Here is a 19,262-nt window from a genome sequence, read left to right as displayed (position 1 = left end):
ACGGGTCAGGCCGCCGTCCCGACCGGCGCGCCCTCCGGGACGACGGTCCCCTGCACGACGCGGCGGCGCCGGACCGGCAGGAGCGTCGGGTGGGCGACGCCCCAGGCCGCGCCCTTGCAGATGATCTCCTTGTAGAGCGCGGCGAGCCGGCCGGTCAGGGCCGCGGACTTCGCGCGGTCGTCGGCGGTGACGTACTGGATCAGGCCGTCCTTGCGGCCCAGGGAGATGCACTGGTTGAAGTAGCGCACCGGCACGGTCGGGACCTTCCCGCCGGTCAGGCGGGCCGCGATGGCGTCGGCGGCCTGCCAGGCGGTGGGGACGCCCGAGGCGCACGACATCCGCAGCGGCTTGTCTCCGGGGCCCATCGCCAGGGCCGCGTCGCCGACGGCGTACACGTCCGGGTGGGACACCGAGCGCATGGTCTCGTCGACCACGATCTGTCCGGTGCCGGAGACCTCCAGGGTGGTGGCCTGTGCGATCGGGTGGACGGCGAAGCCCGTGGTCCACACGGTGACCGCGGCCGGGAGGGTCGTGCCGTCGGCGGTGGTGACGCGGTCGGCGTCGACGGCGGTGACGGCGGTGTGCTCGTGGACGGTGATGCCGAGCCGGTCGAAGGTCTTCCGCAGGTGCCCGGTGCCCTTGGGCGAGAGCCAGTCGCCGAATCCGCCGCGGACGGCGAGGGCGACGTCGAGGTCCGGCCGGGCCTCGGCGATCTCGGTCGCCGCCTCCACCCCGGTGAGGCCGCCGCCGACCACGACCACGGACTCCCCGGCGGCCAGGCCGGCCAGACGCTCGCGCAGCCGGAGCGCTCCGGGGCGGCCGGCGATCTCGTGGGCGTGCTCGGCCGTACCGGGCACGCCCTGGTCGTTCCAGCCGCTGCCGAGGGCGTACACGAGGGTGTCGTACGGCAGGACCTCGTCCGCCCCCTGCCCCGCGCCTTCGGGAGCGGCGACGGTGACGGTCCGGCGGTCCACGTCGACGGCGGTGACCTTCCCCTGCTTCAGCGCGACGCCGGTGCCCTCGAACATCTCGTCGAAGGGCCGGGATGCGAGGTCCTGCCCGGTTGCGAGCTGGTGCATCCGGACACGCTCGACGAAGTCGCGCTCGGCGTTGACGAGGGTGATGGCGACGTCTTCGCGGTGCAGTCGCTTGGCGAGGCGCCCGGCGGCGGTGGCTCCGGTGTAGCCGGCCCCGAGGACGACGATGCGGTGCTGCATGGCGTGGCTCCTGTCATGACGGCTGTCTTCAGCGGGTTCGCCTCTTGAACCGGGCGGCCCGCCGTTTCCTGACAGGAACGTGGCGTGATGCACGTCACACCATGGTCGGTCGGGTCAGAAGACCGTGAGCAGGGGTTCTCCGTGGTCGCCTGCGGCCCACAGCCGGGTCGCGCGTTCGAGCTTGTCGGGGTTGACCTGGTTGCGGAACGCGGCGATGCCGTCCGCGGCGACCTCCAGGCACATGACGCCGATGACCCGGCCATCGACGACCACCACGAGGGCGGGGTCGCCGTTGGCGGTCCAGGCGTAGACCTCGGGCGAGCCGCCGACCAGGGCGCGCTTGGCCGCGCTGGGCTTGAACAGGCCCCGCATGAACTTGGCGACCGCGAGGGCGCCCTCGAACGCCCTGGCGCGGGCCGGGACCTTCCCGCCGCCGTCGCCGATCGCGACGGCGTCCCCGGTGAGCAGCTGCACGAGCGGCTCGGTCCTGCCGCTGGAAGCGGCCGCGAGGAACTCGTCGATGATCCGCCGGGCGGCGGTCTCGTCGATCTCGGTGCGGGTGCGGGCCCTGCCGTCCGCGACGCGCTTCTTCGCGCGGTGGAAGATCTGCTGGCTGGAGGCCTCGGTGATGTCGAGGATCTCGGCGATCTCCCGGTGCGGATAGTCGAAGGCCTCCCGCAGGACGTACACGGCCCGCTCGTTCGGGGAGAGGCGCTCCAGCAGGACGAGCACCGCGTACGAGACCGATTCCCGCTGCTCGGCGGTGTCGGCGGGCCCCAGCATCGGGTCCCCGGCGAGCAGCGGCTCGGGCAGCCACTGCCCCACATAGGTCTCACGCCGGGCACGGGCCGAGGTGAGCTGGTTCAGGCACAGGTTGGTGAGCACCTTCGTCAGCCAGGCCTCGGGGACCTCGATGCGGTCGGGGTCGGCGCCCTGCCAGCGCAGGAACGTCTCCTGAACGGCGTCCTCGGCCTCGCTCGCCGACCCGAGCAGCCGATAGGCCACGGCCTCCAGGCGCGGTCGGGAGGCTTCGAACCGGTCCACGTCGTCCAGGGTCAGGGGCATGCCACGGATCCTAACGTCCCCGGGCGTCGGCGCCTCCGAGATCCAGTCGCGGTTTGGGGGCGTCCAGGCGGCCCGTCTGGGGACGGCGGCTGCCCGCGCGGTACGGGGCCGGCCAGGGCGCGCCCGGGCCCGTGTAGCCCTGCTCGGCCGCCGCGTGCAGGGTCCAGTGGGGGTCGTAGAGGTGGGGGCGGGCGAGGGCGCAGAGGTCGGTGCGGCCCGCGAGGATCAGGGAATTGACGTCGTCCCAGGAGGAGATCGCGCCGACGGCGATCACGGGGATGCCGGTGGTGTGGCGGATCCGGTCCGCGAACGGCGTCTGGTAGGACCGCCCGTACTCCGGCCGTTCGTCCGCGACGACCTGGCCCGTCGAGACGTCGATCGCGTCGGCGCCGTGCGCGGCGAAGGCCCGGGCGATCTCGACGGCGTCCTCGGCACTCGTCCCTCCCTCGGCCCAGTCGGTGGCGGAGACGCGGACGGTCATGGGCCGCTCCCCCGGCCACACGTTCCGTACGGCGTCGAAGACCTCCAGCGGGAAACGCAGCCGCTTCTCCAGGGAGCCGCCGTAGGCGTCGGTGCGCCGGTTGGTCAGCGGGGAGAGGAAGCCGGACAGCAGGTAGCCGTGCGCGCAGTGCAGTTCGAGCAGGTCGAAGCCGGCCCGGGCGGCGCGGACCGCGGACGCCGTGAACTGCTCTCGGATGTCGGTCAGTTGCGCGCGGGACAGCTCGCGAGGTGTCTGACTGAACGGCTTGTACGGGAGCGCCGAGGGGGCCACGAGCGGCCAGTTGCCCTCCTCCAGCGGTTCGTCCATGCCCTCCCACATCAGTTTCGTGGAGCCTTTGCGGCCACTGTGGCCGAGCTGCACGCCGATGGCGGTGCCGGGCGCCCGGGTGTGCACGAAGTTCGTGATCCGCTTCCAGGCCTCGGCCTGCCGTCCGGTGTAGAGGCCGGTGCAGCCGGGCGTGATGCGGCCCTCCTCGCTGACGCACACCATCTCGGTCATCACCAGCCCGGCCCCGCCCAGCGCCCGGGCGCCCAGATGGACGAGGTGGAAGTCGCCGGGGACACCGTCGACGGCCGAGTACATGTCCATGGGCGAGACGACGACCCGGTTGCGCAGGGTCAGTCCGCGCAGCCGGAACGGCGTGAACATCGGGGGTGTGCCGGGCGGGCAGCCGAACTCGCGCTCCATCTTCTGTGTGAAGTGGGCGTCGCGCAGCCGCAGGTTGCCGTGCGTGACGCGACGGCTGCGGGTGAGGAGGTTGAAGGCGAACTGGCGGGGCGGCTGGTCCAGGTACAGGGGGAGGTTCTCGAACCACTCCAGGCTGGCCCGGGCCGCACGCTGGGTGGAGGCGACGACCGGTCGCCGCTCCGCCTCGTAGGCGGCCAGGGCCTCGGGCAGGGTGTCCCGCTCCTCCAGACAGGCGGCCAGGGCGAGCGCGTCCTCGACGGCGAGCTTGGTGCCGGAGCCGATGGAGAAGTGCGCGGTGTGGGCCGCGTCCCCGAGGAGGACGACGTTGCCGTGCGACCAGCGGTCGTTGACCACTGTGCGGAACGTCGTCCACGTGGAGTTGTTCGACTGCAGGGGGCGGCTGCGGAGCGCCTCCGCGAAGATCTTGGCGCAGCGCTCGATCGACTCCGCTTCCCCGAGCTCGTCGAAACCGGCCGCGTGCCAGACCTCTTCGCGCATCTCGATGATCACCGTGGAGGCGTCGGGGGCGTAGGGGTAGCCGTGGAGCTGCATGACGCCGTGTTCGGTCTCGGCGATCTCGAAGCGGAAGGAGTCGAAGGGGAAGTCGGCGGCGAGCCAGATGTAGCGGCACCGGTGGGTCGTCACCCGCGGGCGGAAGACGTCCGCGTGGGTCTCGCGGGTGATGCTGTGGATGCCGTCCGCCGCGATGACCAGGTCGTGGGTGTGCGGCAGGTCTTCGGGGGCCTCGGTGTGGAAGCGGAGGTCGACCCCGAGGTCGCGGCAGCGGGCGTGGAGGATTTCCAGGAGGCGTTGGCGGCCCAGGGCCGCGAAGCCGTGGCCTCCGGAGGTGTGGCGGGTGCCGCGGTGGACGATGTCGATGTCGTCCCAGCGGGTGAAGTGCTGCTGGAGGGCCTCGTAGACCTCCGGGTCGGCGTGCTCTATGCCGCCGAGGGTTTCGTCCGAGAGGACCACGCCGAAGCCGAAGGTGTCGTCGGGGGCGTTGCGTTCCCAGACGGTGATGTCGCGGGACGGGTCGAGGCGTTTCAGCAGGGCTGCGGCGTACAGGCCACCGGGGCCGCCGCCGATGATTGCCACGCGTAGTGGGTGGCCGTTGTCGTGGTGCGGCTGCGGGTGCGTTGGGGCTGGTCGCGCAGTTCCCCGCGCCCCTGGAGGGGTTGCGGTCACCGTCCGCTCCATTTGGGAGGGCGCTTCTCCGTGAAAGCGGCGTGGAATTCCGCGTAGTCCGCGCTGTTCATCAGTAGTGCCTGGGTGGAAGCATCCAATTCCACTGAAGCTGCGAGAGGCATGTCCAGCTCTGCTGTCAGCAGGGCCTTGGTCTGGGCGTAGGCCAGGGCCGGGCCCTCCGCCAGGCGGTGGGCCAGTCGCTGTGCGGTCTCGTCCGCCCGGCCTTCCTCCGTCAGTTCGCTGATGAGACCGATGCGCTCCGCCTCGACGGCGCGGACCGGGTCGCCCAGCATCAGCAGGCGGGTCGCGTGGCCCAGTCCGACGACCCGGGGCAGCAGGTAGGCCGCGCCCATGTCGCCGCCGGAGAGGCCGACGCGCGTGAAGAGGAAGGCGAAGCGTGCGGTGGGGTCGGCGACGCGGAAGTCCGCGGCCAGGGCGAGGACCGCTCCGGCGCCCGCCGCCACGCCGTGCAGGGCGGCGATCACCGGGAACGGGCACTCCCGGACGGCGCGGACCACCTGGCCGGTCATCCGGTTGAAGTCCAGCAGCTGTGCGGTGTCCATGCCGAGCGTCGCGCCGATGATCTCGTCGACGTCGCCGCCGGAGCAGAAGCCGCGGCCCTCGCCGGCCAGCACCAGGGCCCGTACGGACCGCTCCCGGGACAGCTCCGCGAGCAGATCGCGCAGGTCGGCGTAGGCGCCGAAGGTGAGCGCGTTGAGTTTCTCGGGGCGGGCGAGGGTGACGGTCGCGACGCCGTCGGCGACGTCGACGCGCAGATGCTCCCAGCCGGGGGTGCGGGCGGCGGAGCCGGTGAAGGGACTCATGACGTGCGGCCTCCTCGGGCGGGCACTGCCTCACTGAGCTCTACCCCTCGAAGCTATCACTCATCCGTGACTGTCGTCATGAGTGCGCGATAGACCGTGCGGGTAGGACTTCGGTGCGGGCCCGGCGTGACCTGGCCCGGTTACATCCGTCACAGATCGTCCACACCGGCGTAACGGCGGGAGCAGCTGTGCGCGGCGGCGCGTTCACCTGGGTAAGCCGTCCGGCAAGGGGGCAAGGGCGCCTCCGACGGTGCCCCTCGGACGCCTCCGAAGAGCGGCGCCGTACCATTCATCAGGTTGAAAGCAGGATGTCCTGCTCCATGAACGGACCCGCCGTGTACGAACTGCCCTCAGCCCCCGCCTCCTGGCGCATCGCGCTGCCGCACACCGCAGCGGCGGTGCCCGTGGCCCGCGCCCTGGTCCGTACGGCGCTGGCCGAGCTCGACCACGGGGCGGACTGCGACACCGCGGAGCTGCTGACGGCGGAGCTGGTGGCCAACGCGGTGGAGCACACCACGGGCGAGACACCGATAGAGCTGGTCGTGGAGCTGATGCCGTCGGGCTGCCAGGTGGAGGTGCACGACACCGACCCGGCTCCGCCCGGCGACCTCACCTGTCCGGCCGGCGGACCGCCCGACCCCTGGCAGGAGCACGGACGCGGGCTGCTGCTGATCCGCGCCCTGAGCTCCTCCTGCGGGCACCGGCCGACCGAGTCGGGCAAGGCGGTCTGGTTCAGGCTGTCGGCGGTACCGGCTCAGCGGCGCCGGCCGGTGTGACCGGGGCGAGCCGGGAGGCCCGGCGCCCCTGAAGGCCACAGGGACCGGCCGCGCGGCAGGGCCTGATCAGGCCAGGGTCGCCACCATGACCGCCTTGATGGTGTGCATCCGGTTCTCCGCCTCGTCGAAGACGACCGAGTGGGCCGACTCGAAGACCTCGTCGGAGACCTCCAGGTACTCCAGGCCGTACGCCGCGTGGATCTCCTGGCCGACCCTGGTGCCGAGGTCGTGGAAGGCGGGCAGGCAGTGCAGGAACTTCACGTCCGGGTTGCCGGTGGCGCGCAGGACGTCCATGGTCACGGCGTACGGGGCGAGGGCGGTGATGCGCTCGGCCCAGACCTCCTTCGGCTCGCCCATGGAGACCCAGACGTCCGTGGCGACGAAGTCGGCCCCGCGGACGCCCTCGTCCACGGTCTCGGTGAGCGTGATGCGGGCGCCGCTGGTCACGGCGAGCGCACGGGCCCGGTCGACGATCTCCTCGGCCGGCCAGTACTCCTTGGGCGCGACGAGCCGTACGTCCATCCCGAGCAGGGCGCCGGTGACCAGGTAGGAGTTGCCCATGTTGAAGCGGGCGTCCCCGAGGTAGGCGAAGGAGACCTCACTCAGCGGCTTGGCGCAGTGCTCGGTCATGGTCAGCACGTCGGCGAGCATCTGGGTGGGGTGCCAGTCGTCGGTGAGCCCGTTGTAGACGGGGACACCGGCGTGCGCCGCCAGCTCCTCCACCTTCTGCTGGCTGTCGCCCCGGTACTCGATCGCGTCGTACATCCGGCCCAGCACCCGCGCGGTGTCCTTGACCGACTCCTTGTGCCCGATCTGGGAGCCGAAGGGGTCGAGGTACGTGGTCGAGGCGCCCTGGTCGGCGGCCGCGACCTCGAACGCGCAGCGGGTGCGGGTGGAGGTCTTCTCGAAGATCAGCGCGATGTTCCGGCCCTGGAGGTAGCGCGGTTCGATCCCGCCCTTCTTGGCGGCCTTCAGGTCGGCGGCCAGCTCGACCAGACCGCGGAACTCCTCCGCGGTGAAGTCCAGCTCTTTGAGGAGATGGCGGCCGGCGAGGGCGGTCGGGACAGTCGCCATGAGGGCGCTCCAGGGATACGGGGACACTAACTGCTGAAATACTATACGAACCTCGGCATGTATATACGAGAGCCTCTCGGGACGGGGGTGGCAGGGACAGGGGTGGCAGGGACAGGGGTTGCAGGGGCCTCAGAGCTCATGGGCGTCTCAAGGGTCATGGGGGTCTCAGGGTCTGAGGGCTCATCGGGCCGCCCTCAGAGGCATCAGGGGCATCAGGGGCATCAGGGGCCTCCTACACCGGATCACGTTCGACCGGGCAGCTCATGCATCGCGGCCCGCCCCGGCCCCGGCCCAGCTCGCTGCCCGGGATCTCTATCACCTCGATGCCCTGTTTGCGCAGGTGGGTGTTGGTGGTGGAGTTCCGCTCGTAGGCGACCACGACCCCGGGTTCGACGGCGAGGACGTTGCAGCCGTCGTCCCACTGCTCGCGTTCGGCCGCGTGCACGTCCTGGGTGGCGGTCAGCACGCGGATCTCGTTCAGGCCGAGGGCGGCGGCGATCGCGCGGTGCATGTGCTCCGGCGGATGGTCGGTGACCTTCAGCTCCTTCTCGCCGACGCCGGGCTCGATGGTGTACGAGCGGAGCATGCCGAGGCCCGCGTACTGGGTGAAGGTGTCGCCGTCGACCATCGTCATCACGGTGTCGAGGTGCATGAAGGCACGCCGCTTGGGCATGTCGAGGGCCACGATCGTCTCGGCGGACCCGGCGGCGAACAACTTGTGGGCGAGCATCTCCACGGCCTGCGGGGTGGTGCGCTCGCTCATGCCGATGAGCACGGCTCCGTTGCCGATGACCAGCACGTCCCCGCCCTCGATGGTCGACGGGTAGTCGGCCTGCCCCTTCGACCACTCGTGGAACGTCTCGTCGCGGAACAGCGGGTGGTGCCGGTAGATCGCCTCGAAGTGCACGGTCTCGCGCTGCCGGGCGGGCCAGCGCATGGCGTTGATGGACACGCCGTCGTAGATCCAGGCGGAGGTGTCGCGGGTGAAGAGGTGGTTGGGCAGCGGGCCCAGCAGGAAGCCGTCCAGCTCCATGACGTGGAAGCGCACGGAGGTCGGCTCCGGGTGCACGTCGAGGAACTCGCGTTTCGTCATGCCGCCGATCAGGACCTCGGCCAGGTCCCGCGCGGGCATGTTCTCGAAGGCGGCTCTGAGCGGGTCGGTGGCCAGCGGGCCGTACTCCTTCTCGTCGAAGACCCGGTCCAGGACGAGGGATCTGGCCGCCGGGACCTCAAGGGTCTCGGCCAGCAGGTCGCCGAAGAGATGGACGGCGACGCCCCGGTCGCGCAGCACGTCGGCGAATCCGTCGTGCTCCGCGCGGGCCCTGCGCACCCACAGCACGTCGTCGAAGAGCAGCGAGGTCTTGTTGCTGGGGGTGAGCCTTTTGAGCTCGAGATCGGGCCGGTGCAGGATGACGCGGCGCAGCCGCCCGGCCTCGGAGTGGACGTGGTATGCCATGCCTCCATCCTGACCAACGGGGCGCCTCTTGACCCCTCCGCCCGCCCGGCATTCTGTTCTCGTCCCCTTGACGACAATCCCGCCCTCCGGTTATCGTCTAGCAGACGAAAAGAGGGGGTTCGATGGCCGACATCACCCGGCGCCTCGGCTGGCGCCATCTGCGCGGGGCGCCCACGGCGCACATCCGGCACCACCGCGGCGGCAAGCTGCTGCACGACGGTCCGGGGCTCAGCTTCTGGTTCCGCGCGCTGACGGCCGCGCTTTCCGAAGTCCCGATGGACGACCGCGAGTTGGCCATGACCTTCCGTGCCCGTACGTCCGACTTCCAGGACGTGGCGGTGCAGGCGACCGTGACCTACCGGATCGGTGACCCGGCCCTCGCCGCCGCCCGCATGGACTTCTCGATCGACCCGGACACCGGGGTCTGGCGGGGCGCGCCCCTGGAGCAACTGGGCACACTGCTCACCGAGACGGCCCAGCAGCACGCGCTCGACGTACTGGCCCGCACCCCCCTGTCCTCCGCCCTGGTCGACGGGGTGACGGCGGTGCGCGAGCGGGTCGCGGCGGGCCTGGACGCCGAGCCCCGGCTGCCGGCCACCGGCATCGAGGTGGTCGCCGTCCGCGTGATGGCACTGAGACCCGAACCGGAGGTGGAACGGGCCATGCGCACCCCGGCCCGCGAACAGATCCAGCAGGAGGCCGACCGGGCGACCTACGAACGGCGGGCCGTCGCCGTGGAGCGCGAGCGGACCATCGCCGAGAACGAACTGGCCAGCCAGATCGAACTCGCCCGCCGCGAGGAGCAGTTGGTCGAGCAGCGGGGCACCAACGCCCGCCGGGAGGCGGAGGAGCACGCGGCCGCGGACGCCGTACGGGCCGAGGCGGAGGCGACACGTTCGGTACGGCTGGCCCGCGCGGAGGCCGAGGGAGTGCGCGCGGTCGGCGACGCGAAGGCGCAGGCCCAGGCCGCCTGGCTGAAGGTGCACGAGGACGTCGAGGTCGCCACGCTGCACGCCCTCACCGGAACCCGGCTCGCGGAGAACCTGCCGAACATCGACAGCCTGACGATCTCCCCGGACGTGCTGACGGGGCTCCTGGCCAAGCTGGGCGCACGGGAGCCGGAGTGAGTCTCGCGCCGCGGGCCGTTCTGGTCCATCGCACCACGGAGTACGAGGAGTTGGTGGCCCACCACGGCACCCACGGCCAGGCCGCCTTCTTCCTCGCCTCCCGGGGCCGGGACATCGGGGAGGTCGCCGAACGCCATGAGCGCACCCGCCGGGCGCTCGCCGAGGTGACCTCCGCGATTCCGCTGACCTGGCGTCAGGCCCGGGTGGAGCGGGCCGACCTGGACCGTTTCCTGTTCGCTCCCGAGGACGTGGTGATCGTGGTCGGCCAGGACGGACTGGTGGCGAACGCGGCCAAGTACCTGTCCGGTCAACCGGTGCTAGGCATCGACACCGAGCCCGGCCGCAACCCCGGTGTCCTGGTACGGCACCGCCCGCGGGACACGGCGGAGCTGCTGGCGGTGGCCGGCGCGAGCGTCGACGAGCTGACGATGGTCGAGGCCGTCGCGGACGACACCCAGCGGCTGGTCGCCCTCAACGAGATCTACCTGGGCGCCGCGGGCCACCAGACAGCCAGATACCGCCTGGGCCTGGAGGGCGACGGGGGTGTCGTCGAGGCCCAGGCCTCCTCCGGGGTGCTGGTGGGGACGGGGACCGGGGCCACGGGCTGGCTCCGGTCCTTGTGGCAGGAGCGGGGCGGTGCCCTGCGGCTGCCGGCCCCGACGGAGAACCGCCTGCTCTGGTTCGTCCGCGAGGCCTGGCCCTCCCCGGCCACCGGCACCTCCCTGACCGCCGGCGAACTCCCCGCCCCCGCCCGCCTCCGTCTCACCGTCGAGTCCGAACGGCTGATCGCCTTCGGGGACGGGATGGAGAGCGACGCGGTGGAGCTGACGTGGGGGCAGACGGTGGAGGTGGGAGTCTGCCGGGAGCGGTTGCGGCTGGTGGGGTGAGGGGGTGGCCGGTGGGTCACCCCCTCACCCCGCACGCCCGGGCCCAGGGCTCACAGCCGCGGGTCCACCGGCTCCGACTCCAGCGCCAGCACCCCGAACACCGCCTCGTGCACCCGCCACAGCGGCTCGCCCTCGGCCAGGCGGTCCAGGGCCTCCAGGCCCAGGGCGTATTCGCGGATCGCCAGGGACCGCTTGTGGTTGAGGAACCGCGAGCGCAGGCGGGCGAGGTTCTCCGGGCGGGTGTACTCCGGGCCGTAGATGATCCGCAGGTACTCGCGGCCGCGGCACTTGATGCCGGGCTGCACCAGGCGGCCCTGGCCGTCGCGGACCACCGCGCCGACCGGCTTGACGACCATGCCCTCGCCGCCGCGGCCGGTCATCTCCAGCCACCAGTCGACGCCGGCCTGCACCGACTCCGGGTCGGCGGTGTCGACGTAGAGGCGACGGGTGGTCTGGAGCAGGCCGCTGCCGTCGTGCTCCACGAGCCGGTCGAGCAGGGCGAGCTGCTCGTCGTGCGGCAGGCCGGCGAGGCTGCGTCCCTGGACCGCGAGCATCTGGAACGGTGCCAGGCGCACGCCGTCCAGGCCGTCCGTGGTCCAGCAGTAGCGGCGGTACGCCTCGGTGAACGCGGCGGCGTCGGTGGCGCGTTCGCCGGTGCGGGTCAGCAGACCGGCCACGTCCACGCCGCGTGCCGCCGCGCCCTGGAGGGCGGCCAGCGCCTGCGGGAGCACCGCGCCGGACGCGGCGCCCACGGCGGCGTACTGCGAGCGCAGCAGTCCGGACGCCTTCAGCGACCAGGGCATCAGCTCGGCGTCCAGCAGCAGCCAGTCCGTCTCCAGCGCGTCCCAGAGGCCGGCCTCGTCGGCCGCCTTGCGCACCCGGTCGAGGATCTCTTCGGTGAGGCCGTCGTCGTCGAGGAAGGGCCGTCCGGTGCGGGTGTAGAGGGCTCCGGTGGGCCCGTCCACGCCGAACCGCTTGCGGGCCGCCTCCGCGTCGCGGCACACCAGGGCCACCGCCCGCGAGCCCATGTGCTTCTCCTCGCACACGACCCGCGCGACACCGTCGTCCTTGTACTGGGCGAAGGCCTCCTCGGGGTGCTCCAGGTAGCCCTCGACGTGACTCGTGGCCGTCGGGGCCATGGTCGGCGGGAGGTACGGAAGCAGCCGCGGGTCCACCGCGAAGCGGCTCATGACCTCCAGGGCCGCCGCCGCGTTCTCCTCGCGGATCGCGACGCGTCCCTGGTGCCGGGTCTCGACGACCCGGCGGCCCCGCACGTCCGCCAGGTCCAGCGGACGGCCGTCCTGCCCGCCCGGCGCCTCGGAGCGCAGCGGCTTCGTCGGCTCGTACCAGACCTGCTCCGCCGGGACCTCGGCCAGCTCGCGCTCCGGCCAGCGCAGGGCGGTGAGCTTGCCGCCGAAGACCGCGCCGGTGTCCAGGCAGATGGTGTTGTTGAGCCAGGTCGCCTCCGGCACCGGGGTGTGGCCGTAGACGACCGCGGCCCGGCCCCGGTAGTCCTCCGCCCACGGGTAGCGCACGGGCAGGCCGAACTCGTCGGTCTCCCCGGTGGTGTCGCCGTACAGGGCGTGGCTGCGGACGCGCCCGGAGGTGCGGCCGTGGTACTTCTCGGGCAGACCGGCGTGGCAGACGACCAGCCGGCCGCCGTCGAGGACGTAGTGGCTGACGAGGCCGTCGAGGAACTCCCGTACCTCGGCGAGGAACTCCTCGCTCTCGCCCGCCATCTGCTCGATGGTCTCGGCGAGGCCGTGGGTGTGCTGGACCTTGCGGCCGCGCAGGTAACGGCCGTACTTGTTCTCGTGGTTGCCGGGCACGCACAGGGCGTTGCCGGACTTCACCATCGCCATCACGCGGCGCAGCACGCCGGGGCTGTCCGGGCCGCGGTCGACCAGGTCGCCGACGAAGACGGCCGTACGGCCCTCCGGGTGGACGCCGTCGACGTAGCCCAGCTTGCCGAGCAGCGCCTCCAGTTCGGCGGCGCAGCCGTGGATGTCGCCGATGATGTCGAACGGGCCGGTGAGGTGGGTGAGGTCGTTGAAACGCTTCTCGGTGACGACCGTGGCGTGCTCGACCTCCTCTACGCCCCGCAGGATGTGCACCTTGCGGAAGCCCTCGCGCTCCAGGTGCCGCAGCGAGCGGCGCAGTTCGCGGGTGTGGCGGTGGATGACCCGGCGGGGCATGTCGGCGCGGTCGGTGCGGGCCGCGTTGCGTTCGGCGCACACCTCCTCGGGCACGTCGAGCACGATCGCGATGGGCAGCACGTCGTACTGCTTGGCCAGGTCGATGAGCTGGCGGCGGGCGTCGGACTGCACGCTGGTCGCGTCCACGACGGTGCGGCGGCCGGCGGCCAGGCGCTTGCCCGCGATGTAGTGCAGGACGTCGAAGGCGTCCTTGGTGGCGCTCTGGTCGTTCTCGTCGTCCGAGACGAGGCCGCGGCAGAAGTCGGAGGAGATGACCTCGGTGGGCTTGAAGTGCCTGCGGGCGAAGGTGGACTTGCCGGAGCCGGTGGCCCCGACCAGCACCACCAGGGACAGGTCGGTGACGGGCAGCACGCGCCCCTGCTGTGTGTCGGTCATGCCGCCTTCGCCTCCTTCGGGCTGGTCATCGTGAACACGGCCATCTGGGTGGGCGGCCCCACCTCGGGGTCGTCGGGGCCGACGGCGACGAACTCGACGCCGTAGCCGTGCCGTTCGGCGACCGCCTCCGCCCAGGCGCGGAACTCCGCGCGGGTCCATTCGAAGCGGTGGTCGCCGTGCCGGACGTGGCCGGCCGGGAGGGACTCCCAGCGCACGTTGTACTCGACGTTGGGGGTGGTCACGAGGACCGTCCTCGGCCGGGCCGAGCCGAACACCGCGTACTCCAGGGCGGGCAGCCGGGGCAGGTCGAGGTGCTCGACGACCTCGCTGAGCACGGCGGCGTCGTAGCCCTTGAGCCGGACGTCGGTGTAGGCGAGGGAGCCCTGGAAGAGCCGGACGCGGGAGGCCTGCCGCTCGCCCATGCGGTCCAGCTTGAGCCGCCGGGAGGCGATGGTGAGGGCGCGCATCGACACGTCGACACCCACGATCTCGGTGAACGCCGGGTCCTTGAGCAGGGTCTGCACCAACTGGCCCTGCCCGCAGCCGAGGTCGAGGACGCGGGCGGCGCCGGACTGCCGGAGCGCCGTGACGATCGCCTCGCGGCGCTGCACGGCCAGCGGGGTCGGTTTCTCCTCGGCCTCGGTCTCCGCCTCGACCGCGTTGTCGATCTCCTCGACCTCGCTGTCGTCGGCCTCGGCGAGCCGCACCAGCTCCAGGCGCTCGGTGGCCTGCCGGGTCAGCGACCAGCGGCGCGACAGGTAGCGGCTGGTGATCAGCCGCTGCTCCGGGTGTGCGGGCAGCCAGCCCTCACCGACGCGCAGCAGCTTGTCGACCTCGTCGGGGGCGACCCAGTAGTGCTTGGCGTCGTCGAGGACGGGGAGCAGGACGTAGAGATGCCGCAGGGCCTCGGCGAGGGTGAGCGCGTCCGACTCCAGGACCAGGCTCACGTACCGCGAGTCGCCCCAGTCGGGGAACTCGCTGTCCAGCGGCACCGGTTCGACGGTGACGGTCCAGCCGAGCGGCTCGAAGAGCTTGCGTACGAGGTCGGGGCCGCCACGGGCGGGCAGGGCGGGCACCTCGACGCGCAGTGGCCTGGCCTGGCCGGGCAGCTCCGGCCGGGCGTTGCAGACGCCCTTCATCGCGCTGGAGAAGACGCTGCTCAGCGCCACGGCGAGCAGGGAGGAGGCCGCGTAGGGGCGGTCGTTGACGTACTGCGCGAGGGCCGCGTCCGGGGCGCCGCCGCGGCCCTTGCCCTTGCCGCGCCTGACCAGTGCCACCGCGTCCACTTCCAGCAGCAGCGCCGCCGTGCAGCGCCCGGCCTCGGCCTCGGGGTAGAGGACGTGGGCCGTGCCGTAAGAGGTGGAGAACGCCTGCGCGTTGTCGGGATGCTTGTGCAGCAGGTAGCCGAGGTCGGTGGCGGGGCGTTCGGGAGTGCCGGTGGTGGTGATGGTCAGGAACATGCGGAGGGCCTCTCCGGCTGGTGGATGTTTTCGGTGCCGTACGCGCGAGAGCCCCCAGGAAGGGTGATCCTGGGGGCTCGGCAGGACGACGTCCACAGCTTCGCACACCTGTGCCCACCAGCGCCTTCGTTTATCGAGGGCGGTCGGGCGGGCCCTCTACGAGAGCTGCGACTGCACCTGCGCGGAGATCAGCTCCAGGTGGTCGAGGTCGTCGAGGTCGAGGACCTGGAGGTAGATGCGGCGGGAGCCGATCTCGGCGTAGCGGCCGATCTTGTCGACGACCTCGGCCGGGGAGCCGGCCAGGCCGTTGAGCTTCAGCTCGTCGACCTCACGGCCGATCGCGGCGGCCCGGCGGGCGACCTCCGCGTCGTCCCGGCCCACGCAGACCACGAGGGCGTTGGAGTACGTCAGCTCGTCGCCGCGGCCCGCTTCCTCCGCGGCGGCGCGGACCCGGCCGAACTGGCGCTCGCTGTCCTCGACGGAGCCGAAGGGCATGTTGAACTCGTCGGCGTACTTGGCGGCCAGCCGCGGGGTGCGGGACGGGCCGTGGCCGCCGACGAGCACGGGGATCTTCCGCTGGGCCGGCTTGGGCAGGGCGGGAGAGTCCGTGAGGTCGTAGTAGGTGCCGTGGAAGTCGAAGGTCTTGCCGGGGTCCGTCCCCCACAGGCCGGTGACGACCTCCAGCTGCTCCTCGAGGCGGGCGAACTTCTCCTTCGGGAAGGGGATGCCGTAGGCCTTGTGCTCCTCCTCGAACCAGCCGGCGCCGAGGCCGAGTTCGACCCGGCCGCCGGACATCTGGTCGACCTGGGCGACCTGGATGGCGAGCACGCCGGGGAGCCGGAACGTGCCGGCGGTCATCAGGGTGCCGAGCCGGATGCGCTTGGTCTCGCGGGCGAGTCCGGCCAGGGTGATCCAGGCGTCGGTGGGGCCGGGCAGGCCGTCCACGTTGCCCATGCGGAGATAGTGATCGGAACGGAAGAAGGCGTCGAAGCCGAGATCCTCGGTGGCCTTGGCGACGGTGAGCAGAGTGTCGTAGGTGGCCCCCTGCTGGGGCTCGGTGAAGATGCGCAGATCCATGCTTCCATCCTGCACGCCGGGGTGTGCGATCACGCGGTCGGTCCCCCGTACCGTCCGGTCCCCGGTCGGGTGAAATTACGTCAATACCGCGGGGCCCTGGCGACCGGGCCAGTGACCGGCCCCGATGGTGATCGTTGGCTCGGGCGGAGCCGGAGCCCCCGGCTTCCGCACCGGGGGGTGGACCGCCGGGGCGTCACCCGCGTCGGCCTCCCCGGGGGCCGGGGGCCGAGGAGGCCGTCATGTCCGAAGAGACCGTGCCGCAGCAGGGCGGGACCGGGCAGCCGAAAGGGCTGTTGCAGCAGATGGAGGAGCTGATGGCGGCGTTGAACGCGGATCTGTCGGCGTTGGACGCGGACCTTCAGGTGGGGGATGTGGAACGGAGGGTCGTCGAGGAGGGACAAGCGGGCTAGGGGGCCGGGGACCGCACGGCCGGCCGAGCGGGTCGCGCCTCCTCCCACTCGGCTCAGGACCCCCGCCTCCTCCCACTCGGCTCAGGACCCGCGCCTGCTTCGGCTCGAAAGGGTTTTGCGCCTCCCTGCCCCGCGCCCTACCCCGCTTCTCGCTCCGGCAACGCCTGTTCCCGGTCCGCGAGTCTGCGGAGCATCTCCAGGACGCGGTCGCGGGACTCGTCCGCCGCGTCGATGGCCTCCATGCACTGCCAGTACGTGCCCTCGTCGTCGGCGGCGCTGGCCAGGGCGACCAGGGCGATGCCGACCTCGCCGAGGAGGCCGCCGAGGTGCATCAGGGTGTGGCGGGCGTCGCCCAACTCGGTGAGCTGGCCCGCCCGCAGCTCACCGGGGGCCAGCACCGGCGGGTCGAGGACACCGCAGCCCCGGCCCGCCAGCTCCGTCAACCCCAGTGCCTCGCCGCGCAGTTCGGGTGGTCCGGCGACCGCGAGGCGGCTGCCTATGGCCTGCGCGAGGGCCTGCGCCTGCCACACCTCGGCCAGGGTCTCCCGCGCGTCCTTGCCCGCCGTCAGGGACCGCCTGCTCGTCACGATGAGCCGCACCGCGTCCATGCGCTGCCCCCGTCTTGTCCGACGCGCTGCGCGCGTCCGTCTGCCCGCACTCCCTTGTTCACTACCCAGAGTGAAGGGGTGTGAGACGAAAAGCCAGAGGAAGGCGGAAAATTGCGGACAACGATTCGGATGCGGGCCGCTTTTCAATTACGCAGAGTACAACTGGATTTCTTTGTTCCAGGCGACGGGGCGTCCGTCAGATCGGGAACCTCCGCTCGTTCCGGTCGATCTTCGCGTCCAGCGCCGCCAGCGGGTCGACGCCGAGCACCTCGCACAGCTGGAGCAGATACGCGAGCACGTCGGCGACCTCGTCGGTGACGCGGTGCGCGGTGTCCGGGTCGGCCATGACCCGGGCCGACTCCTCGGGCGTCAACCACTGGAAGATCTCGACCAGTTCGGACGCCTCGACGCTGAGGGCCGTGGCCAGGTTCTTGGGGGTGTGGTACGGCTGCCAGTTCCGCGCGGCGGCGAACTCGGCCAGCCGGCGTTGCAGTGTCGCCACGTCGAGGGGCTCGCCGTGGGGGCCGGGCTGCGATGCGTCCAGTGGATCAGTCACGGTCCAGGTGTACCACCGTGGCCCCCGCCGTCCCGGCGGCCCACGAACCGTCGCTGACCGCGCCGACGAGCCGGATGTGCCCCCGCTCGCACATCCGGGCCGCGAGGCCCAGCAACTCGCGTCGTTGCCGTGGGTCCAGACCCCGGTCGAAACCGTCGGCGAGGATCGTGAGCGACTGCAGGGCGGCGGGCACCTCGCCGACCGGGTCGACCTCCAGCACACCGGGTCCGGTGAGGAGAACCAACGCGAAGGCGAGGTAGCGGAGTTCACCGTGGCCGAGCCGGCCGAGGTCCGTGTGGAAGCCGTCGCCCCGGTCGACGGCTGCGGCGACCGTTCCGTTGCCGTTCAGCCGGGCGAGCACGTCCTCCACCGGCCCGCCGCATCCGGCCCGCACCGCCGCCACGAGCTGCGCGTGCCGCCGCCCGCACTCGGCCCGGGTGCGCCACAGCACGTCCGCGAGGTTGCCGCAGCCACCCCGGAGGCGGCCGGAGCCGGCCACCACGGGGTCGCGCATACGGGCGGGTTCGGGGTCGCAGGCGAAGGCGGAGCGCAGGGCGACGACCATCTGCTCGGCCGCCGCCAGCACCCTGCGCTGCCCCGGTGTCTTGCCGGCGACGCGCAGGGGCAGCAGGGCGGTGCCGAGCCGGTCGTCCGGGAGCGGGCCGCGGGTCACGGGCGTCGGCCCGGCCGTGTGCCACGCGGCCTGCACGGCGCGCTTGCCCGGGTCGCGCAGGGCGGTCTCCAGGAGGACCAGCCCGTCGGCCGTCAACCGCTCACCCACGACACGCAGTTCGGGCTCGGCCTGCACGGCCACGTCGAGACGGACCGGGCCGGCGGGGCCGTCGGCCGTGCAGCCGATGCGGAAGCCGCGGCGGCGCTGCGCGTCGGGCCGGGCCCGCTCCGGCACACAGGCGACCGGGTCGGGGAACGCCTCACCGAGCTCGGCGCCGCCCCCGAGCCGGGCGAGGGCCTCGTACGCCCGCAGCGCGCTGGTCTTGCCGCAGCCGCTGCGACCGGCGAGCAGGGTGAGGGGCCCGAGCGGGAACGCGGCGCGCCGGTGGGTGGTGAAGGCGGCCAGGCGCAGTTCGGTGACGCGGGGGCGGTCGGGGTGGACGGGGAGAGCGGGTGGGACGGGTGCGGCGGACCGGTCGCGGAGGGCCGGCCGGTCAGGGGGCGCGGGCCGGTCGGGGAGAGCGGGTGGGGTCATGTCCGGACGAGCGGGCTGGGTCATGTCCGGACGGTAGGGCTCCGTCGGCGGGACGAACCGTTCCGTCGTCGAGGGCTTCCTACGAACGAGCTACGGTCACACCCCTGGGAGGCCCGCCCCTTCCATCAGCCCCGTCACCTCGGTCCCCGCCGGCGTCAGCAGGAACACGTTGCGGTCCACCCGGTGCATTCCGCTGGCCAGGCCGAAGACCACGCCCGTGCTGAAGTCGAGGACCCGCTTGGCGACCTCCGTCTCCGCGCCGGTGAGGTCGAGGAGGACGGGAACGCCCGCCATCAGCCGCTCGGCGACGTCCCGGGCATCGGCGAAGACGTTCACGCGCAGGACGACGAAACGGCGGCGGGTCTCGGTCTCGGCCTCCGGTATGGACCGGTGGCCGACGGCGGACGGCCAGGCGTCCCGGCCCCGCAGCGGCACGACCTGGGCGAGCCCCTCCCACTGTTCGTCGGTGACATCGTGGCTGTTCACCGGCATGCTCCGTCCTGGCTCGCGCTCGCTGTCTGCATCGGGCAATTCTTGCGCAGAGTCACCCGTT

At 72.2% G+C, this 19,262-nt stretch carries 17 protein-coding genes; 4 read left to right on the top strand and 13 right to left on the bottom strand.

Going from position 1 to position 19,262, the window contains the following annotated elements; all coding sequences use genetic code 11:
* Positions 1 to 5: 5 nt before the first annotated feature.
* From ACFY5B_RS07110 to ACFY5B_RS07095, 4 genes are all read right to left on the bottom strand, one after another.
* On the bottom strand, positions 6 to 1,217 hold the full coding sequence (locus ACFY5B_RS07110) for an NAD(P)/FAD-dependent oxidoreductase (RefSeq protein ID WP_389965667.1): 1,212 nt from the start codon (positions 1,215 to 1,217) through the stop codon (positions 6 to 8).
* 114 nt (positions 1,218 to 1,331) lie between these two features.
* A complete protein-coding gene (gene sigJ / locus ACFY5B_RS07105) occupies positions 1,332 to 2,282 on the bottom strand; it encodes an RNA polymerase sigma factor SigJ (RefSeq protein WP_389965664.1) in 951 nt (316 codons plus the stop codon).
* Positions 2,283 to 2,292: 10 nt separating this feature from the next.
* The gene (locus ACFY5B_RS07100; protein ID WP_389965661.1) at positions 2,293 to 4,668 is read right to left on the bottom strand and encodes a bifunctional salicylyl-CoA 5-hydroxylase/oxidoreductase; all 2,376 of its coding nucleotides are present in this window, start codon (positions 4,666 to 4,668) and stop codon (positions 2,293 to 2,295) included.
* Positions 4,653 to 5,480, bottom strand: coding sequence for an enoyl-CoA hydratase family protein (locus ACFY5B_RS07095; RefSeq protein WP_389965658.1), 828 nt, complete (start codon positions 5,478 to 5,480; stop codon positions 4,653 to 4,655). The genes ACFY5B_RS07100 and ACFY5B_RS07095 overlap by 16 nt, the downstream gene beginning before the upstream one ends.
* A 308-nt stretch (positions 5,481 to 5,788) precedes the next feature.
* On the opposite strand from ACFY5B_RS07095, the gene ACFY5B_RS07090 reads away from it, so the two are divergent.
* Entirely contained in the window at positions 5,789 to 6,256 is a 468-nt protein-coding gene (locus ACFY5B_RS07090) for an ATP-binding protein (RefSeq protein ID WP_389965655.1), read from the top strand.
* A 66-nt stretch (positions 6,257 to 6,322) separates the two neighbouring features.
* Here ACFY5B_RS07090 and argF read toward each other — a convergent pair whose 3' ends face one another.
* Positions 6,323 to 7,330 (bottom strand): ornithine carbamoyltransferase, encoded by a 1,008-nt coding sequence (argF, locus tag ACFY5B_RS07085; protein ID WP_389965652.1) that lies wholly within the window; start codon positions 7,328 to 7,330, stop codon positions 6,323 to 6,325.
* 232 nt (positions 7,331 to 7,562) lie between these two features.
* Positions 7,563 to 8,786 (bottom strand): arginine deiminase, encoded by a 1,224-nt coding sequence (locus ACFY5B_RS07080; RefSeq protein ID WP_389965649.1) that lies wholly within the window; start codon positions 8,784 to 8,786, stop codon positions 7,563 to 7,565.
* A gap of 122 nt (positions 8,787 to 8,908) precedes the next feature.
* Between ACFY5B_RS07080 and ACFY5B_RS07075 the strand changes: the two genes are divergently transcribed.
* Both ACFY5B_RS07075 and ACFY5B_RS07070 read left to right on the top strand, forming a co-directional pair.
* The gene (locus tag ACFY5B_RS07075; protein WP_389965646.1) at positions 8,909 to 9,913 is read left to right on the top strand and encodes an SPFH domain-containing protein; all 1,005 of its coding nucleotides are present in this window, start codon (positions 8,909 to 8,911) and stop codon (positions 9,911 to 9,913) included.
* Positions 9,910 to 10,800: a hypothetical protein gene (locus ACFY5B_RS07070; RefSeq protein WP_389965643.1), complete on the top strand. Its 891-nt coding sequence runs from the start codon at positions 9,910 to 9,912 to the stop codon at positions 10,798 to 10,800. Before ACFY5B_RS07075 ends, ACFY5B_RS07070 begins: the two co-directional genes overlap by 4 nt.
* Positions 10,801 to 10,850: 50 nt before the next feature.
* Here ACFY5B_RS07070 and ACFY5B_RS07065 read toward each other — a convergent pair whose 3' ends face one another.
* The 3 genes from ACFY5B_RS07065 to ACFY5B_RS07055 form a co-directional block, all read right to left on the bottom strand.
* Positions 10,851 to 13,391 carry a polynucleotide kinase-phosphatase gene (locus ACFY5B_RS07065; RefSeq protein ID WP_389965640.1) on the bottom strand — a complete coding sequence of 847 codons (2,541 nt, stop codon included), beginning with the start codon at positions 13,389 to 13,391 and terminating at the stop codon, positions 10,851 to 10,853.
* Positions 13,388 to 14,851 carry a 3' terminal RNA ribose 2'-O-methyltransferase Hen1 gene (locus tag ACFY5B_RS07060; protein ID WP_389965637.1) on the bottom strand — a complete coding sequence of 488 codons (1,464 nt, stop codon included), beginning with the start codon at positions 14,849 to 14,851 and terminating at the stop codon, positions 13,388 to 13,390. The genes ACFY5B_RS07065 and ACFY5B_RS07060 overlap by 4 nt, the downstream gene beginning before the upstream one ends.
* A 156-nt stretch (positions 14,852 to 15,007) precedes the next feature.
* On the bottom strand, positions 15,008 to 15,928 hold the full coding sequence (locus tag ACFY5B_RS07055) for an LLM class F420-dependent oxidoreductase (protein ID WP_389965634.1): 921 nt from the start codon (positions 15,926 to 15,928) through the stop codon (positions 15,008 to 15,010).
* 239 nt (positions 15,929 to 16,167) lie between these two features.
* Between ACFY5B_RS07055 and ACFY5B_RS07050 the strand changes: the two genes are divergently transcribed.
* Positions 16,168 to 16,338 carry a hypothetical protein gene (locus ACFY5B_RS07050; protein WP_389965632.1) on the top strand — a complete coding sequence of 57 codons (171 nt, stop codon included), beginning with the start codon at positions 16,168 to 16,170 and terminating at the stop codon, positions 16,336 to 16,338.
* 137 nt (positions 16,339 to 16,475) lie between these two features.
* Here the strand turns inward: ACFY5B_RS07050 and ACFY5B_RS07045 are convergent, their stop codons facing one another.
* The 4 genes from ACFY5B_RS07045 to ACFY5B_RS07030 form a co-directional block, all read right to left on the bottom strand.
* Positions 16,476 to 16,946: a DUF6099 family protein gene (locus tag ACFY5B_RS07045; protein WP_389965629.1), complete on the bottom strand. Its 471-nt coding sequence runs from the start codon at positions 16,944 to 16,946 to the stop codon at positions 16,476 to 16,478.
* 196 nt (positions 16,947 to 17,142) lie between these two features.
* On the bottom strand, positions 17,143 to 17,502 hold the full coding sequence (locus ACFY5B_RS07040) for a nucleotide pyrophosphohydrolase (RefSeq protein ID WP_361881789.1): 360 nt from the start codon (positions 17,500 to 17,502) through the stop codon (positions 17,143 to 17,145).
* Complete coding sequence (locus ACFY5B_RS07035) at positions 17,495 to 18,733, bottom strand: ATP-binding protein (protein WP_389965626.1); 1,239 nt, start codon at positions 18,731 to 18,733, stop codon at positions 17,495 to 17,497. Before ACFY5B_RS07035 ends, ACFY5B_RS07040 begins: the two co-directional genes overlap by 8 nt.
* Positions 18,734 to 18,805: 72 nt before the next feature.
* Positions 18,806 to 19,201 (bottom strand): cell division protein SepF, encoded by a 396-nt coding sequence (locus ACFY5B_RS07030; protein ID WP_030838486.1) that lies wholly within the window; start codon positions 19,199 to 19,201, stop codon positions 18,806 to 18,808.
* Positions 19,202 to 19,262 lie beyond the last annotated feature (61 nt).

Origin of the sequence: Streptomyces sp. NPDC013187, assembly GCF_042899705.1 — a bacterium.
In the GTDB taxonomy this organism is placed as follows: Bacteria; Actinomycetota; Actinomycetes; order Streptomycetales; family Streptomycetaceae; genus Streptomyces; species Streptomyces hawaiiensis_A.
This window is presented reverse-complemented; position numbering and strand designations above follow the sequence as displayed.

Coding starts and splice junctions, on each gene's coding strand:
- sigJ (WP_389965664.1), bottom strand. CDS start 2,282: ATGCCCCTGACCCTGGACGACGTGGACCGGTTCGAAGCCTCCCGACCG.
- ACFY5B_RS07110 (WP_389965667.1), bottom strand. CDS start 1,217: ATGCAGCACCGCATCGTCGTCCTCGGGGCCGGCTACACCGGAGCCACC.
- ACFY5B_RS07065 (WP_389965640.1), bottom strand. CDS start 13,391: ATGACCGACACACAGCAGGGGCGCGTGCTGCCCGTCACCGACCTGTCC.
- ACFY5B_RS07045 (WP_389965629.1), bottom strand. CDS start 16,946: ATGGACGCGGTGCGGCTCATCGTGACGAGCAGGCGGTCCCTGACGGCG.
- ACFY5B_RS07055 (WP_389965634.1), bottom strand. CDS start 15,928: ATGGATCTGCGCATCTTCACCGAGCCCCAGCAGGGGGCCACCTACGAC.
- ACFY5B_RS07030 (WP_030838486.1), bottom strand. CDS start 19,201: ATGCCGGTGAACAGCCACGATGTCACCGACGAACAGTGGGAGGGGCTC.
- ACFY5B_RS07075 (WP_389965646.1), top strand. CDS start 8,909: ATGGCCGACATCACCCGGCGCCTCGGCTGGCGCCATCTGCGCGGGGCG.
- ACFY5B_RS07100 (WP_389965661.1), bottom strand. CDS start 4,668: ATGGAGCGGACGGTGACCGCAACCCCTCCAGGGGCGCGGGGAACTGCG.
- argF (WP_389965652.1), bottom strand. CDS start 7,330: ATGGCGACTGTCCCGACCGCCCTCGCCGGCCGCCATCTCCTCAAAGAG.
- ACFY5B_RS07095 (WP_389965658.1), bottom strand. CDS start 5,480: ATGAGTCCCTTCACCGGCTCCGCCGCCCGCACCCCCGGCTGGGAGCAT.
- ACFY5B_RS07050 (WP_389965632.1), top strand. CDS start 16,168: ATGTCCGAAGAGACCGTGCCGCAGCAGGGCGGGACCGGGCAGCCGAAA.
- ACFY5B_RS07060 (WP_389965637.1), bottom strand. CDS start 14,851: ATGTTCCTGACCATCACCACCACCGGCACTCCCGAACGCCCCGCCACC.
- ACFY5B_RS07035 (WP_389965626.1), bottom strand. CDS start 18,733: ATGACCCAGCCCGCTCGTCCGGACATGACCCCACCCGCTCTCCCCGAC.
- ACFY5B_RS07080 (WP_389965649.1), bottom strand. CDS start 8,786: ATGGCATACCACGTCCACTCCGAGGCCGGGCGGCTGCGCCGCGTCATC.
- ACFY5B_RS07090 (WP_389965655.1), top strand. CDS start 5,789: ATGTCCTGCTCCATGAACGGACCCGCCGTGTACGAACTGCCCTCAGCC.